A 14,073-nucleotide genomic window follows, 5' to 3' on the forward strand; every position below is an offset into this window, starting at 1 on the left:
CGCATGGACATCGACCCTGCCGCGCTCCGTGCCGTGTTCGACGTCGGGACACGCGTGCCGCCCCTGGGCTGGGACGCCGTGCGTGCCTTCGAGGCGGAACACGGGATCGTCCTGCCGGAGCCGTACCGGACGTTCGTCGCCGAGGTCTGTGACGGGTCCCGCTCGGGGCCGCCGGACTTCGGGCTGGTGCCGTTGGCCGAGCTGCCCAGGGACTGGGGGAACGGCCGGCCGCGGCGGGTCCTGGCCCTGCCCTTCCCGCTGACGGAGGTGTGGGTGTGGGATGACGATCCACGCCCCGAGGAGGAGATCGACCCTCTGCTCGAACGGGTCTTCCATCACGGCTCGATCGTGCTGGGCACCGACGGGTGCGGCATGTACTGGCACCTCGTCGTCAGCGGACCGCACCGGGGGCACGTCTGGCAGATCAGCGGCGAGGGCGCCGTTCCCTTCGGCGCCGAGTTCGGTACCACCACGGGGAGTTCGGGGTTCGCCGGATGGGTCGAGCACTGGGTCGCGGGAAAGCCCTGGTTCGACGTCTGAGGGTCACGGCGCGGCGCCGTCCGGTCGAGCCGCTCGCCGGGCGCGACCGACGACCACGGCGGGATCAGGCGTGACCGTGACCCGGCACGACCAGGCCGCCCTCGTAGGCCGCGATCACGGCCTGCACCCGGTCACGCAGGCCGAGCTTGGTGAGGATGTTGCTGACGTGGGACTTCACGGTGTGCTCGCTGAGGACCATCGTGGCGGCGATCTCGGCGTTGGACTGCCCCAGGGCGATCATCCGCAGGGTCTCCTGTTCCCTGGCGGTCAGCACGTCGAGTTCTCCGGCCGGTGGTCTCACGGCCTGGGCCCGGGAGGTGAACTCGGCGATCAGCTTGCGGGTGACCGAGGGGGCCAGCAGCGACTCACCGGCCGCCACCACGCGTACGGCGTGCACCAGGTCGTCCCGCCGTACGTCCTTGAGCAGGAATCCGCTCGCGCCCGCCCGCAGCGCCTCGAACACGTAGTCGTCGAGGTCGAACGTGGTCAGCATGAGCACCCGGCACGCCGTCTCGGCCGAGACGATCCCGGCCGCCTCGATGCCGTCCATCCGGGGCATCCGGATGTCGAGCAGCAGCACGTCCGGCCTGTGCGCGCGGGCCGCCTCGACGGCCTCGACGCCGTCCCCCACCTCGGCGACGACCTCGATGTCGGGCTGGGCGTCGAGGATCATGCCGAACCCGGCCCGGACGAGCTCCTGGTCGTCGGCGATGACGACACGCAGGCCGCTCACGCCGCCACCCCGAGAGGAAGACGGACGACGACCTCGAAGCCGGGGCCGTCGGAGCGCGGCCCCGCCGAGGCGGTGCCGTGGCAGGCGGCGGCGCGCTCACGGATGCCGATCAGGCCGTTACCGCCACGGGGGAGCGTGCGCGAGGCTCCCCTGCCGTCGTCGGTGATGTGGATCATGAGTTCGTCGTCCCGCCAGTCGAATCGGATGTCGGCGCGGGTGGCGCCGGAGTGCTTGACGATATTGGTGAGCGCCTCCTGGGTCACCCGGTAGGCCGCGACGTCGACGTCACCGGGGAGTGGGACGGGGGTGCCGGTGACGACGTAGTTCACGGCCAGCCCGGGGCTCACGACCTGGTCGGTCAGGCCGGGCAGGTCGGCGATCGTGGGCTGCGGGGCACGTTGGCCCTCGCCCTCCTTGAGCACGCCGAGCAGCCTGCGGAGCTGTGTCATCGCGTCGCGCCCCGAGGCGGCGATCGCGTCGAACGTGGCCTCGGCCCGGTCGGGATCGCTGCGCACCACGACCGGCCCGGCCTCGGCCTGGACGACCATGAGGCTGACCGCGTGGGCCAGGATGTCGTGCATGTCCCTGGCGATGCGGGCCCGCTCGCGTTCCGCGGCCCGCTCGGCCTCGATCCGGCGTTCGCGCTGGAGCTGGGCGGCCCGCTCCTCCAGCGCGGCGGCGTGGCTCCGGGAGACGGCCGCGGCCCGGCCGATGGCGTAGGCGGCGACGAACAGCACGACGCCGCGCACCGCCGTGTCGGACGACCCGGTGAACGCGAGCCCGCCGACGGTGGCCACGGCCAGCGCGATGACACGCGGCCACCAGGAGGAGTAGGCGGCGACGGAGTACATCGCCACCAGCGCGCCGTACCAGACGGGCTGCGCGGCGACCCGATCGGACAGGTCGTAGAGGGCGAGGGCGCCGAGGGTGACGACGAGCGTGACCACCGGTGCGCGCCGCCGCCACATCAGGGGTATGGTCGCCGCGAGCACGACGGCGTACCCCCACCAGCTCAAGGACTCCCGGGTGGCGAGGAGCGGCCAGAGCTGGACCACCAGGACCAGCGCGGTGAGTGCCACGTCCAGCTGGAGTGCCGGGATGGCGCGCAGCCGATCAAAAAGGGGCATAAGGCGCATTCTCTACTCGTCACACAGAAGCCGGTACGGCGGGCTCGACCACACGGTGCCGGCCGTCGGCCAGACGGGACTCACGGGACACCCGGGCCAGCGCCATGAAGGAGACCAGCAGGCAGGCGGCGCCCAGCGGCATGAGGTCCTTCTCCACGAACGGCACCAGCACGTCGGCGATCACCAGGACGGGCGTCCACGCCTTGACGTGGCGCCGGGCCGCGAGCTGCAGGACCAGGCCGATCTGGGCGACGAAGAACAGCAGCGGACCGAAGTCGTAAACCACCTGCTGAACGCCGGGAACCGCCTGGACCTGGTCGAACAGCATGCCCATCTCGGCGTGGTCGGCTGCCTGGAACCCCAGGACGATGTCGATGGAGAACTGGGCGATCAGTGTGGCGATGCCGACATATCCGGCGGAGGCCAGCCCGGTGGCCAGGGGTCCGCGACCGGCCAGTCTTCGCATCTCGTGGAACGCCATGGCGAAGAACACCAGGGCGCCGACGAAGGCCAGGTGCCCGGTCGTCCAGGCGATGCCGGGGCCACGGACGCCGTCCAGGCCGTCCAGGATGCGGAACACGCCGTAGGTGAAGGTGAGGACGGGGGCGGCGACGAAGGCGATACGGGGGTTCATCTCGTTGACTCCTTAGTGGTGCTGACCTCCTTAATCCTGGTTTTTCACGACTTTGTGGACATCGCCGTGACGAGCGAACTCCCACCTCCCTCTCAGGAGGGATCCGCCGGATCGGACAGGCTCCTGAGAGGGGGCCCCACCGGTCTTGCCGACCGAGCGCCGTCACCCGAGGGCTCTCATCGGCTCGTCGCGCCGCCCCCTTCGGAGGGGACCATCCCCGCGTGCGCGGGGAGCACGGCCCTCACCGAGACCGGCAATCCGCCGGCGGAGGACCATCCCCGCGTGCGCGGGGAGCACCGAACCAGACGGCCGCCCGTCCACAGGAAGCCGGGACCATCCCCGCGTGCGCGGGGAGCACCGGTACGTCTCAAAGCCGTCTGTACCCGAGCAGGGACCATCCCCGCGTGCGCGGGGAGCACGGTTGTGGTCGAGATGCGCGAAAGATCCTGATGGGACCATCCCCGCGTGCGCGGGGAGCACTCGGCTACCGCGTCGTCCACCACGATCCCGACCTGGACCATCCTCGCGTGCGCGGGGAGCACCCTTGGTGACCTGGGGGTTTATCGGCGGGGAGGGCTGAAATTCATTACTTCTGTTGAGTTGGACATTTCGGGCATGGTGTCTCTTGGGGAGAGGTGAACGCCGGTAGCCAGGGTAGTGGCCGACCGGGCTTTAGGGTGGCTTCGCGATTCGTGGAGTGGGTGTCCACAGCCTGTGGGATCAACGCGGGCCGTACGGATGAAAAGGCCTTAGGCCCGGGTTCGGGGTGACCGGGCCTGAGGGGTTCGGGGTGTTGGGTCAGCCGATGGCGTAGGCGCGGGTGATCGTCTGGGTCAGGTCGGTGCCCGAAGGGTCGGTCACGGTCGCGCGGAGGGAGACGAAACCGGGCGTACGCGGGTTCGGCACCATGCTGGTCCAGCCGGAGCCGGTACGGACGACCGGGATTCGACGCCAGTGCGCTCCGTCGTCGGCCGACATCTCCAACCGGATCGAGGTCCGGCTCGACGACCACCCCGAAGTCCCGGCCGAAGACCCGCCCGAAGAATCAGAGGAAGGCGCAGCCGAGGAGTCCGAGGAAGGCCCGGCCGACGGTGAGGAGCCGGGGTTGTGGTCGAGCCAGAGGGGGAGGCGGGTCAGGCTGCCGGGCTTGGCGCGGTTGAAGGAGTCCAGGCCCGCCGGGCCGTACCGGACGGCGGTCAGGGGGAGCGGCCGCTCCTTGGCCGTGGTCGCCGAGCGGAACGTCCAGGCGGACTCGACGGCGGTGGACAGCGTCGAGTACGGCACCTGCCTGCGCGTTGACGCGGTCAGCGTGTAGGTCCCCGGCCCTGCGGGGAGGGCGGCGCGGAGTTCGCAGGTCCGCATGTCGTAGACGTCGCAGCCGACGAGGTCGGCCGTGGCCAGCGTCTTTCCGTCCCTCGTGAGGGTGGCGGTGCCGGTTGCGGCGCTGTCGGAGCCGGTTCTCTCCTGGCCGCCGTCGGCGAGCATCCCCGTCCCGGTGAAGAGCAGCTCGTCGCCGGTGCGGCTGCCGTTCGGCAGCAGGAACGACGGACCCGTGACGGCGGCGTTCACGGTCTCGCTGGTCTGTCCGCGCCTGGCGAGCCTGCCCGCGCCGAAGACGATGGAGCCACCGACCTGCAGGCCGTCCTCGTAGGTCACCCCGGGGGTCCGGTAGTGCACGAGTGTTCCGGGAAGAGGGATGTCTCCGACGGGCACGCTCAGGAACATGCCAGGGAATTCGTCGGAGGAACGCCCGGACATCGGCGCCCCGGTGGTCGCGGTCCCCGAGGCGCGGTAGGTCGTGGTGATCTTCGCGAGGTCCCGCTTCCTGGCGTCGTAGACGGGGTTGTCGGGGAGGCCGTCGGTGCGGTGGTCCACCAGGTCGTAGACGTAGGGGCTGGGTGTGACGTCCTTGCTCAGCCATGTGGTGTGCAGGTCGTAGGTCAGGCCCGCCAGACGAACCGGGACGAAGCGCTGGGAACCGACGTCAGCGCTCGTGAAAGCCGTTGAGCTCCACGCACCGTGGACCAGTCCGAGGTCGAAGCCACGTTGGCGTTCGGCGGTCGGGTCATCGAGGGTGGCCCCGGCTGCTCTGCCCTGGCGAGAGTCCGTCGTCAGGCGGAGGTCCTCACCGTCGACCTTGAATGGGGAGACGGCGGTGGTGAAGGAGTGTTCACCGTCGACCTTTTCCGCTGTCTCGGTGAAGAGGTTCCAGTCGCCCTTGGCGAGCCGTACGGTGGCCGTGCCGTTCTGGAACGTCAGGCCCATGACCTTGCCCGACTTCGCGTCGTAGATCTCGCCTATCCAGGGGTCGACCGGCTGCCCCTTCCTGTCGAGGGCGTTGACGGTGACGTCGTAGGACTCGGGTTCGACGTACGCGCCGGCGAAGGTGCGGACCACGGTGTCGCCGGAGGTGGCGGTGACCGTCCCCACGTGCTCCCCTGGGGCCTTGCCCGCCGCGTCGACGGTGACCGTGACCGACGTCTGTCCTCCGGCGGGCACGTCGAGGCGCCGGGTGCCGAGCCGGAGCACGTCCCCCTCCACGGTCAGGTCGAGGCTGACCGGGGTTTCGCCCCCGTTGGTGTAGGTGACGGTCCCGGTCTTCTCCCGCCCGTCGGGCCCCTTCCAGGGGAAGGCGGCCCAGGTGCCCTCGGACTGGGCCGTGACCTGCTGCCTCAGCGCGCGGACCACGTCCACCCGCCCGGTGCCCTGCTGGTACGGCGTGGCGCCGGACGTGGGACGGGCGCTGCCGACCAGGGCGGCCTTGAGCCGCTGCCCGGTCCAGTCGGGGTGCCGCTGGGCGAGGATGGCCGCGGCCCCGGCCACGTGCGGTGAGGCCATGGAGGTGCCGCTCATGGCGACGTGGGGGCCGTCGGCGGTGCCCTGGGCGGCCGCCGCGACGATGTCCGTACCCGGTGCGGTGAGGTCCGGCTTGACGGCGTGGTCGCCGATCCGGGGGCCGAGGCTGGAGAAGTAGGCCACCTGGTCCCGCCTGCCGACGGCACCGACCGCGAGGGCGGCGTCGGCGCTGGCGGGGCTGCTCACCGGTATCTTGCCGCCGTCGTTGCCCGCGGCGACGACGAACAGGGTGCCGGTCTCCGCGGACAGCGTGTTCACCGCCTCTTCCACGAGGTCGGTCCCCGGCTGGTCGGTGTAGCCCAGGCTCATGTTGACGACCTTGGCCTTGACCTCGCGGGCGGCCCATTCCATGCCCGCCAGGACGGCGGAGTCCGAGGGGCCCCGCTCGCCGCCGACCTTCCCGATGGCCAGCCGGGCGCCGGGGGCCACCCCCCGGTACTTCTCCCCGTTGCCCGCGACGGTCGAGGCGACGTGGGTGCCGTGGCCAAGGGTGTCGCGGATGTCGGGGTCTTCGCTGAAGTTGCGCTCCTGGGTCACCACGCCCTTCAGGTCCGGATGGTCGGGGTCGTAGCCGGAGTCGAGCACGGCGACCGTGACGCCCTCACCGGTCAGCCCCTGCTTCCACGCCTCGGGGGCGCCGATCTGCGCGGTGCTCCGGTCGAGGCTGAAGGACCGGCGGCCGTCCAGCCAGACCTTGGTGGTGTCCGGCGCCAGGGTACGGCCGCCCGCCAGGTCCTTCCACGCCTGGGCCGCGCCGTTCTTGGGCAGGTGGAAGGCTGTCATGCCGAGGCCGTCGAGCCGCCGCAGACCCCGCGCGCTCCCGAGGGCGGGGGCCGGGCCGTTCTCCGACCGGGTGATCAGTGGGATGTCGGGGGTGTCGGCGTCGCCGTACCGCCACTGGAGCAGTTGGGTGACGTCGAACAGCCGGGGGTCGAGCACGCCCTTGGCGATCAGGGGCTGGGCGTCGGAGGGGATCACGTGCAGGTGTCCGTCCCGCGTCCGGCTCGCGAAGACGACCTCCGTACGGCCGGGGCCGGGGGTGATCCGGTGTCCACGGCCGGTGACGACGACGCGGTCCCCGGTGATCAGGGTGACCCCGCCAGCCGGTTGGGCCGGTTGGGAGGGAGGTGTCGGGGTGACGCCCAGGGCCGTCGCCGCGAGAGCGACGGCGAGGAACGGTTTGCCGAAGATCATGGTCTTCCTAGGGGTTGAGGGGGGATGCGTTCGCCCAAGGTCACGCCCCCGCGAGCCCTTCCGGGTCACCGTGGGCGAACGCGGAACGTCCTTACTTGGGAAGCTCGTCCGTCCACTCGGTGGCCAACGCGATGGAGTCCTTGGACCAGGTCACGCTTCCGTCTCCGCCGAGAAGGAAGTTGGTGCGCTTCACCTGGGCGGTCTCGGGGTCGACGACCATCTTGATCTCCCAGCTGTGGTCGTCGGGATCGGGGATGGCCAGTGCCTGGCCGCCCTCGACCGCGCCCGTGCTCCTGACCTCCGGTGTCGTGGCGAGCGCCTTGAACGCCGCGGCGCGGACCTCGGGGGGCGTCGGCAGCTCGGAGATGAGCGTGATCAGGGGGAAGAGCGGTTCGTCTCGCTGCTCGGACAGGCTCATGTCGTCGGGGTTTCCCTGACGCTGGACGATCCAGGTCTTCAACGCCTCGGGATCGGTCGGCAGCCCTGCGAGGTCGTCGAGGCTGATGTCCGCGCCCTTGAGGGAGAGCGGGTTCCTGCCCTGCAGGACGGTGTCGGCGGGGTCTCCCGGCATGGCTCTGGTCCAGCGTTGGCCGTCACGTCTGGTCCAGCTCTCTATCGGAGGTATGTCCGAGTTCAGGAAGGTGGACGTGACGTGCCAGTAGGTCCCGGTCGTCTGGGGCGCGCGTTCCGCGCTGACGGCCGCCATGAGCAGAATCTCCTTGCCGGAGATATCGCCGACCGAGACGGCGGTCGAGGCGGTCGTGGTGGGCGCGGTGGGTACGGCGGGCGGGGTCGAGTCCACCGTGATCACGGCGACGGCCGCGGTGACCGCGGCCGCCAGGGCGACCGAGGGCACGAGCCAGTTGACGCGGCGGCGGTTCCGGGTGCGGCCGTCGATCCGATCCTGGAGTCGTCCCCGGCTGCGCAGGAGGACTTCGCGGGACGGTTCGGGCTTGGTGAGCAGGGCGGCGATGTCGTCCAGGTCATCCACGGGCCTTCTCCTTGTCGATGAGGGTGAGGATCTTCACGCGTGCCCGGCTGAGCCGGGACCCCACGGTGCCGACGGCGATGCCGAGCGCCTGGGCCACCTCCTCGTAGCCGAGCTGGCCGAGCGCCACCAGGAGCAGGACGTCGCGCTCGCCCCCGGAGAGCGCGGCGAGTGCCCTGGCCAGATGCGGCTGCATGCGCTGGGCGGTGACGGAGGTGACGACCCGGTTCTCGTGCCCCTCCACGTCGGGGTCCGGTCCGAGGCGGGCCAGCGCCCTGTAGTGCCGTGTCTCCTTGCGCCTGTGCCTGGCGATCAGGTTGGTGGCGATGCCGAAGAGCCAGGGCCGCAACTCCCCGAGTTCCGGGTCGAAACGGTCACGCCGGTCGAAGGCCACCAGGAACGTCTCGGCGGTGATGTCCTCGGCGATCTGCGTGTCCAGCCGCCCGGCGACGTACAGGTAGACGTCACGGTGGTAGCGGTCGTGAACGACGGTGAACAGGTCGGGATCCCGCCGGTAGTGGGCGACGAGTTCGGCGTCGGTCAGCTCATCCGCTTCGGTGATCAAGCTCTTGTCTCCGACATGAGCCTGCCTTTCGGTCGGTGGGTGCTTTCACCCTCTCTTCGCCGCAAAGCCAGATCATCTTCCCGCAGGGCGGAAACGCGTCCCGTATGGCAGAAAGCCGCCACGTCGTCATGGCCCCGCGCACGGCACCGCGAGGGTCGGCACGGCCGGTGAGAGCACGGGTGCGGTTCGCGGTCCGCTGCGGACCGGGTGCGCGCCGCACTTCTGCGAGTGGCAGGGAACGCACGCGCGGGCACGTCCTGTGGCGCCGCCGTGCCCTCGGCCCGCAGGACGGCCTGGCGGAGGGGGGAACGACCGCCTCCGGCTCTCCCCGAAGAGGACGGGTGACCCTTTCCTGAGGACTTGGGGTGCGTTGACCGTTTGGGTGGAATCCCAGTTGGAAGGATATTTACTGTTAGTAAAGTTTCCTTTATATTTGGATTTCCCCCCAGCGAAGGAATCAACATGCGCAGAACGATCTCAGTCGCATCAGCGACGGTCATCGCGTTCGCCACGGTGTTGCTGACCGCCACGCCCGCGTCGGCGCACGGTTACATCACCTCTCCTCCCAGCAGGCAGGCCCTGTGCGCTCAGGGCAAGGTCTCCAACTGTGGCCCGATCATCTGGGAGCCCGCGAGCGTCGAAGGCCCGAAGGGTCAGCACAACTGCAGCGGTGGTGACAGCCGCTGGTCCCCGCTGGACGACGACAGCAAGGCGTGGCCGGTCACCAACGTCGGCAGCAGCGTCACGTTCAACTGGCGGATCGAGGCCCGTCACGCCACCAGCACGTGGCAGTACTACGTCGGCAACACCCGCGTCGCGGAGTTCAACGACCGTGGCAGGGTTCCCGGCTCCACGGTCTCGCACGTGGTGAACCTCGGTAGCTACAGCGGCCGCCAGAAGATCTACGCCATCTGGAACATCGCCGACACCGCGATGGCCTTCTACAACTGCGTCGACGTCAACGTCGGTGGTGGCCCCGACCCGTCGCCGACCCCCACCGTGACCCCGACCGTCACGCCGACCGCGACCCCCACCGTGACCCCCACGGTCACGCCGACCGTGACCCCGACCGTCACGCCCACCCAGGGCCCGGCCAGCCCGTGGGCCGCCGGCACCGTCTACACGTCGGGCGCTCTGGCGATCTACAACGGCACCACCTACCGCTGCCTCCAGCAGCACACCGCGCTCCCCGGCTGGGAGCCGCCGAACGTCCCGGCCCTCTGGCAGCGCCAGTGATCCGGTGACGCCAGTACGTCACTGAGAGCCCGCGCCCCCTTCACCGGGGCGCGGGCTCTCCCCTTTTCCCACGAAGACCGCCATCCGGAACCACGACCTGGAACCGTCGGCCGGGCCGTACGGTGGCCGGAGCTCTTCGTTCGGGCTGTTTGTCGGTGGTGGGGGGTAACGTGCCGGGTGTGAGCGACGAGCACCATCCCTACGAGGGCGAGCGCTGGCAGCCCGGCGACCTCGTGCTGGACGCCGAGGGCGGCCTGTTCACCCGTGCGGGCCTCGCCGATCAGGCCAGAGGCAAGCCCTGGGGTTACCCCGACAACCGCACCCGCTGTCTCACCGGTGAGCCCTTCGTTCCCGAGGGCATCGCCACCGAGGACTTCCCGATCCGCCCGCTCACCCTCATGCTCCGCGACGGCCGCCCCATCCTGCCCGGGGTCCCCGACGACATCTCCGCCATCGACGGCACGGCCGCCCGCGACGCCGCCGTGGCCTCCGGGGTCGGCGGCCTTTTCCTCGCCGCGACCGCCTTCGACCCGGACGGTGCCGGTGACGTCAGGGCCGCCAGGCTCCGCGCCGACCTGCTCGACAGCGTCGTCATCGTCGACAACGTCCGCGACCTGCACCGCATGTTCCGCGGCGCCGCCGACGGCCTCCTCGTCGCCCTCGCCGAGGCCCAGCAGAACGACCCCGGCCTCTGACCTACCCGGTTCAGAGCTCGCCGGTCAGTACGGCACGGGCCACCCGGTCCCTGATCCCCGCCAACTCGGCCTCGACTTCAACCGATTCCGTCAGCGGATCTCGGTGCGGGACACGCGGATCGTGCCCAGGGCCGCCGGGAGGGCGATCCACAGCAGGATCGACGTGGCCAGCCGTACGGCGTCGCCGCCCGTCATGGTGCCGGTCGCCAGGGGGCCGGTCGTGTTGCCCAGGTCGAACCACTCCGCGAGGACACGGCCGGTCTCGCCGAGTCTGCTGACGACGCTCCACAGCATCGTGTTGGTCAGGCAGACCACGATCGCGACGGGGGCGTTCAGGGACAGCACGCCGAAGGCGGAGCCCATCGCGGTCAGCAGGACGAACGTCGCGGCCATGCCGGGCAGGGCCAGGGGAGGGACGGTCCAGTCGGCCGGGACGTGCTGGACGGCGGCGACGACGGCCGTGGCCGGCACCGCCACGAGCAGCGCGAACACCGTGGCCACCACGGCGACGGCCAGCGGCGGCAGGAACTTGGCGGCCAGTACCCGCGCCCGGCGGGGCTCGAGGGCGAACGTGGTCAGGGCGGTCCGGTGGCTCCACTCGCCGGTCACCGACAGTACGGCGAGCACGGGCAGCAGGATGCCGAACCCGATCCCGGCCGTGCCGGTCAGGGTGAACAGCCGGGGACCGGCGACGACGCCGCGCCCGACGACGGAGGCGATCGTCAGCGCGACCAGGACCGCCGTCAGGATCTTCCCGCTCCGGGTGTCGAAGATCTTGCGGGTCTCGACGAGCAGCAGTCTGTGGAAGGGGATCGAGGTCACGCCGCGCTCCGGTCCGTGTCGGAGGTGAGGTTCAGGAAGACTTCTTCGAGCGAACGGCCGCCGCCGAGCCCGTCGACCGACCCCTGGGCGAGGACCCGGCCCCGGCCGATCATCACGACGTGGTCGGCGATCTGCTCCACCTCGTGGATCAGGTGTGAGCTGAGCAGTACCGCGCAGCCGGAGTCGGCCAGGTGGCGCAGCAGGTCGCGCAGCCACCGGATGCCCTGCGGGTCGAGGCCGTTGGCGGGTTCGTCCAGGACGAGCGTCCCGGGGCGGCCGAGGAGCGCGTGGCCGATGCCGAGCCGCTGCCGCATCCCCAGCGAGTAGCCGCCGACCGGGCGCCGCGCCTCCTGGCCGGTGAGCCCGACCAGGTCGAGGATCTCCCCGACCCGCGACTCCGGCAGGCCGAGCGTCGTCGCGCCGAGCCTCAGCACCTCCCGCCCGCTGCGGCCCGGATGCAGGGCGCCCGCGTCGAGCAGCACCCCGACCCGGGTCCCGGGGTTGCCCAGCCCGCCGTACGGCAGGCCGTACACGGTGGCGGAGCCGGAGGTGGGGCGGGAGAGACCGACCAGGACGCGCAGGGCCGTGGACTTGCCCGCGCCGTTCGGCCCGAGGAACCCGGTGACGCCGCCGGGTTCGACCGTGAAGGACACGTCGTCGAGCGCCCGGACCCCTCGGTAGACCTTGCTTACATGACTGAACTCGATCATGCGTCAAGTCCACCGGATCCGGTGCCGCCGGTCATCGGCCCCGGGGCGAGGGGGCTACCGACCCAGGTATCGCCTTCGGACGTCAGGGTGTGGACCCAGGTCGCTGGGGGCACAGGGCGGCGTTTCCTAGGCTGGTGGCGTGCGGGAGAACACACCACTGGACCGGCGGGGCGAGGCCCTGCGCTATCTGTGCGCGGTGCTGCCCATGCTGTTCTACGGCGTCATCCTGGTCACGGCGGCGTCGCGTTCGCCGGACCGGGTGGTCCCCATGCTGGTCGACATCCCGCTCGGGGTGGTGGGGCTGGTCCTGATGCGCTGGCGCTGCCGCCTGCCGTGGCAGACCGCGCTGGCCACGGCCCTGCTGACCAGCTTCTCCGTCACCGCGACCGGCCCGGCCCAGGTCGCCTACGTCTCCCTGGTCACGCACCGCAGGTGGCGCTGGACGCTGCCGATCGCGGTCGCGTCGTGGCTGTTCCTGCTGGTCAACACCACCCGGTACGGCCTCACCCAGGCGGCCGTCATCAGCCAGATCACCGGGACCGTGATCCTGGCCGGCCTGACCCTCTTCGGACTGTACCTCCGGGGACTTCGCGACCTGGAAGCCTCCCGGCGGGAGGCCGCGCTGGCCGCCGAACGCGAACGACTGCAGCAGATCGAGCAGACCAAGCTGGCGGAGCGGGCGAAGATCGCCCAGGAGATGCACGACGTCCTGGCCCACCGGATGTCGCTGCTGTCGATGCTCGCCGGGGGCCTGGCCTACCGCAAGGACCTGGGCCCCGAGGAGACCCGGGAGATCGCGCTGGCGATCCAGGAGAACGCCCACCGGTCGCTCAACGAGCTGCGGGCCGTACTCGGCACGCTCAGGAGGGACGGCGCGCTTGAGGCGCCGCAGCCGGGCCTTGAGCACATGGGGGCGTTGTTCGATGAGGTGCGCGCGGCCGGGCAACGGGTCGAGGTCGCCGACACCGTCGAGGACCGCGAGTCGCTGCCGACGCAGACCGGCCGCCACGCCTACCGCATCGTCCAGGAGGCCCTGACCAACGCGCGCAAGCACGCGCCGGGCAGTGAGGTGGCGGCCGAGCTGGACGGCAGGCCGGGCAAGGGGCTGCGCATCCGGGTGAGCAACCCGGTTTCGTGGGGGACGCCCGCGAGCCCCGGCGGGGGGCATGGGGGGTACGGTCTGGTCGGCCTGGCCGAACGGACCAGGATGGCCGGGGGCACGCTCGACCACGCCGTACGAAAGGGACGCTTTGTCCTTGATGTCCGTCTTCCGTGGGAGGCTTGACCCGTGATCCGGCTGGTGATCGTGGACGACGACCCGATGGTGCGCACCGGGCTGCGGCTCATCCTCGGCGGCGAGTCCGACCTGGAGATCGTCGGGGAGGCCGGGGACGGCCTGCGGGCCATGGCCGTGATCCGCGACCTCGAACCCGACGTCGTGCTGATGGACATCCGGATGCCCGAGCAGGACGGGCTGACCACGACCGAGCTGCTGCTGTCCGAACCGGACGCCCCCAGGATCGTCGTGCTCACCACCTTCGACGCCGACGACATGGTGTTGCGGGCGTTGCGGCTCGGCGCCACGGGCTTCCTGCTGAAGGACACGCCGCCGCCCCGGATGGTCGAGGCGGTCCGCGCCGCCGCCCGGGGCGAGGTGGTGCTCTCGCCGAGCGTCACCCACCAGGTGATCGCCGCCGCGACCGGCGGGCCGTACGGCGCGCAGGGGCCGCACGGGCCGTATGACGCGGGGGCGCGGCGGGAGCTGGACAGGCTCACCGAGCGTGAGCGTGAGGTGGCGGTCGAGGTGGCGAGGGGTGGCTCGAACACCGAGATCGGCGAACGCCTCCACATGAGCGTGGCGACCGTCAAGGCGAACGTCACCCGGATCTTCGCCAAGCTCGGGGCGGAGAACCGCGTCCAGGTCGCGATGAAGGTCCGTGACGCCGGGCTGCTGTGACCTTGGGACGTGGCTT

The 14,073-nt window shown here is 71.0% G+C and carries 13 protein-coding genes and 1 CRISPR repeat array; of the genes, 5 read left to right on the forward strand and 8 right to left on the reverse strand.

Going from position 1 to position 14,073, the window contains the following annotated elements; all coding sequences use genetic code 11:
• Positions 1-3: 3 nt before the first annotated feature.
• Positions 4-540 (forward strand): SMI1/KNR4 family protein, encoded by a 537-nt coding sequence (locus ACFYY8_RS13570; protein ID WP_390040427.1) that lies wholly within the window; start codon positions 4-6, stop codon positions 538-540.
• 64 nt (positions 541-604) lie between these two features.
• Here the strand turns inward: ACFYY8_RS13570 and ACFYY8_RS13575 are convergent, their stop codons facing one another.
• The 6 genes from ACFYY8_RS13575 to ACFYY8_RS13600 all read right to left on the reverse strand — a co-directional run bounded on the left by ACFYY8_RS13575 (position 605) and on the right by ACFYY8_RS13600 (position 8,634).
• Entirely contained in the window at positions 605-1,273 is a 669-nt protein-coding gene (locus ACFYY8_RS13575; protein ID WP_390040429.1) for a response regulator, read from the reverse strand.
• A complete protein-coding gene (locus ACFYY8_RS13580) occupies positions 1,270-2,400 on the reverse strand; it encodes a sensor histidine kinase (protein WP_390040431.1) in 1,131 nt (376 codons plus the stop codon). Before ACFYY8_RS13580 ends, ACFYY8_RS13575 begins: the two co-directional genes overlap by 4 nt.
• Positions 2,401-2,419: 19 nt before the next feature.
• Complete coding sequence (locus ACFYY8_RS13585; RefSeq protein ID WP_390040433.1) at positions 2,420-3,034, reverse strand: hypothetical protein; 615 nt, start codon at positions 3,032-3,034, stop codon at positions 2,420-2,422.
• Positions 3,035-3,242: 208 nt separating this feature from the next.
• A CRISPR array of direct repeats spans positions 3,243-3,576; the repeat unit is 28 nt; unit sequence GGACCATCCCCGCGTGCGCGGGGAGCAC.
• Positions 3,577-3,832: 256 nt separating this feature from the next.
• Entirely contained in the window at positions 3,833-7,084 is a 3,252-nt protein-coding gene (locus tag ACFYY8_RS13590) for a S8 family serine peptidase (RefSeq protein ID WP_390040435.1), read from the reverse strand.
• Positions 7,085-7,175: 91 nt separating this feature from the next.
• Positions 7,176-8,075 carry a CU044_5270 family protein gene (locus ACFYY8_RS13595; RefSeq protein WP_390040437.1) on the reverse strand — a complete coding sequence of 300 codons (900 nt, stop codon included), beginning with the start codon at positions 8,073-8,075 and terminating at the stop codon, positions 7,176-7,178.
• Positions 8,068-8,634: an RNA polymerase sigma factor gene (locus ACFYY8_RS13600; protein ID WP_390040978.1), complete on the reverse strand. Its 567-nt coding sequence runs from the start codon at positions 8,632-8,634 to the stop codon at positions 8,068-8,070. Before ACFYY8_RS13600 ends, ACFYY8_RS13595 begins: the two co-directional genes overlap by 8 nt.
• Positions 8,635-9,099: 465 nt before the next feature.
• On the opposite strand from ACFYY8_RS13600, the gene ACFYY8_RS13605 reads away from it, so the two are divergent.
• Together ACFYY8_RS13605 and ACFYY8_RS13610 are read left to right on the forward strand one after the other, a co-directional pair.
• Positions 9,100-9,873, forward strand: a complete 774-nt coding sequence (locus ACFYY8_RS13605) for a lytic polysaccharide monooxygenase (protein WP_390040439.1) — start codon at positions 9,100-9,102, stop codon at positions 9,871-9,873.
• 179 nt (positions 9,874-10,052) lie between these two features.
• The gene (locus tag ACFYY8_RS13610) at positions 10,053-10,568 is read left to right on the forward strand and encodes a hypothetical protein (RefSeq protein WP_390040441.1); all 516 of its coding nucleotides are present in this window, start codon (positions 10,053-10,055) and stop codon (positions 10,566-10,568) included.
• A 90-nt stretch (positions 10,569-10,658) separates the two neighbouring features.
• Here the strand turns inward: ACFYY8_RS13610 and ACFYY8_RS13615 are convergent, their stop codons facing one another.
• Positions 10,659-11,390, reverse strand: coding sequence for an ABC transporter permease (locus ACFYY8_RS13615; RefSeq protein WP_390040443.1), 732 nt, complete (start codon positions 11,388-11,390; stop codon positions 10,659-10,661).
• Positions 11,387-12,100 carry an ABC transporter ATP-binding protein gene (locus ACFYY8_RS13620; protein WP_390040445.1) on the reverse strand — a complete coding sequence of 238 codons (714 nt, stop codon included), beginning with the start codon at positions 12,098-12,100 and terminating at the stop codon, positions 11,387-11,389. The genes ACFYY8_RS13615 and ACFYY8_RS13620 overlap by 4 nt, the downstream gene beginning before the upstream one ends.
• 139 nt (positions 12,101-12,239) lie before the next feature.
• Here ACFYY8_RS13620 and ACFYY8_RS13625 point away from each other — a divergent pair, with 139 nt between their 5' ends.
• Positions 12,240-13,385 (forward strand): sensor histidine kinase, encoded by a 1,146-nt coding sequence (locus ACFYY8_RS13625; protein ID WP_390040447.1) that lies wholly within the window; start codon positions 12,240-12,242, stop codon positions 13,383-13,385.
• Positions 13,386-13,388: 3 nt separating this feature from the next.
• A complete protein-coding gene (locus tag ACFYY8_RS13630) occupies positions 13,389-14,057 on the forward strand; it encodes a response regulator (RefSeq protein ID WP_390040449.1) in 669 nt (222 codons plus the stop codon).
• Positions 14,058-14,073 lie beyond the last annotated feature (16 nt).

The sequence above is a fragment of the Streptosporangium sp. NPDC001559 genome (assembly GCF_042893955.1).
In the GTDB taxonomy this organism is placed as follows: Bacteria; Actinomycetota; Actinomycetes; order Streptosporangiales; family Streptosporangiaceae; genus Streptosporangium.

Coding starts and splice junctions, on each gene's coding strand:
- ACFYY8_RS13570 (WP_390040427.1), top strand. CDS start 4: ATGGACATCGACCCTGCCGCGCTCCGTGCCGTGTTCGACGTCGGGACA.
- ACFYY8_RS13580 (WP_390040431.1), bottom strand. CDS start 2,400: ATGCCCCTTTTTGATCGGCTGCGCGCCATCCCGGCACTCCAGCTGGAC.
- ACFYY8_RS13585 (WP_390040433.1), bottom strand. CDS start 3,034: ATGAACCCCCGTATCGCCTTCGTCGCCGCCCCCGTCCTCACCTTCACC.
- ACFYY8_RS13590 (WP_390040435.1), bottom strand. CDS start 7,084: ATGATCTTCGGCAAACCGTTCCTCGCCGTCGCTCTCGCGGCGACGGCC.
- ACFYY8_RS13605 (WP_390040439.1), top strand. CDS start 9,100: ATGCGCAGAACGATCTCAGTCGCATCAGCGACGGTCATCGCGTTCGCC.
- ACFYY8_RS13620 (WP_390040445.1), bottom strand. CDS start 12,100: ATGATCGAGTTCAGTCATGTAAGCAAGGTCTACCGAGGGGTCCGGGCG.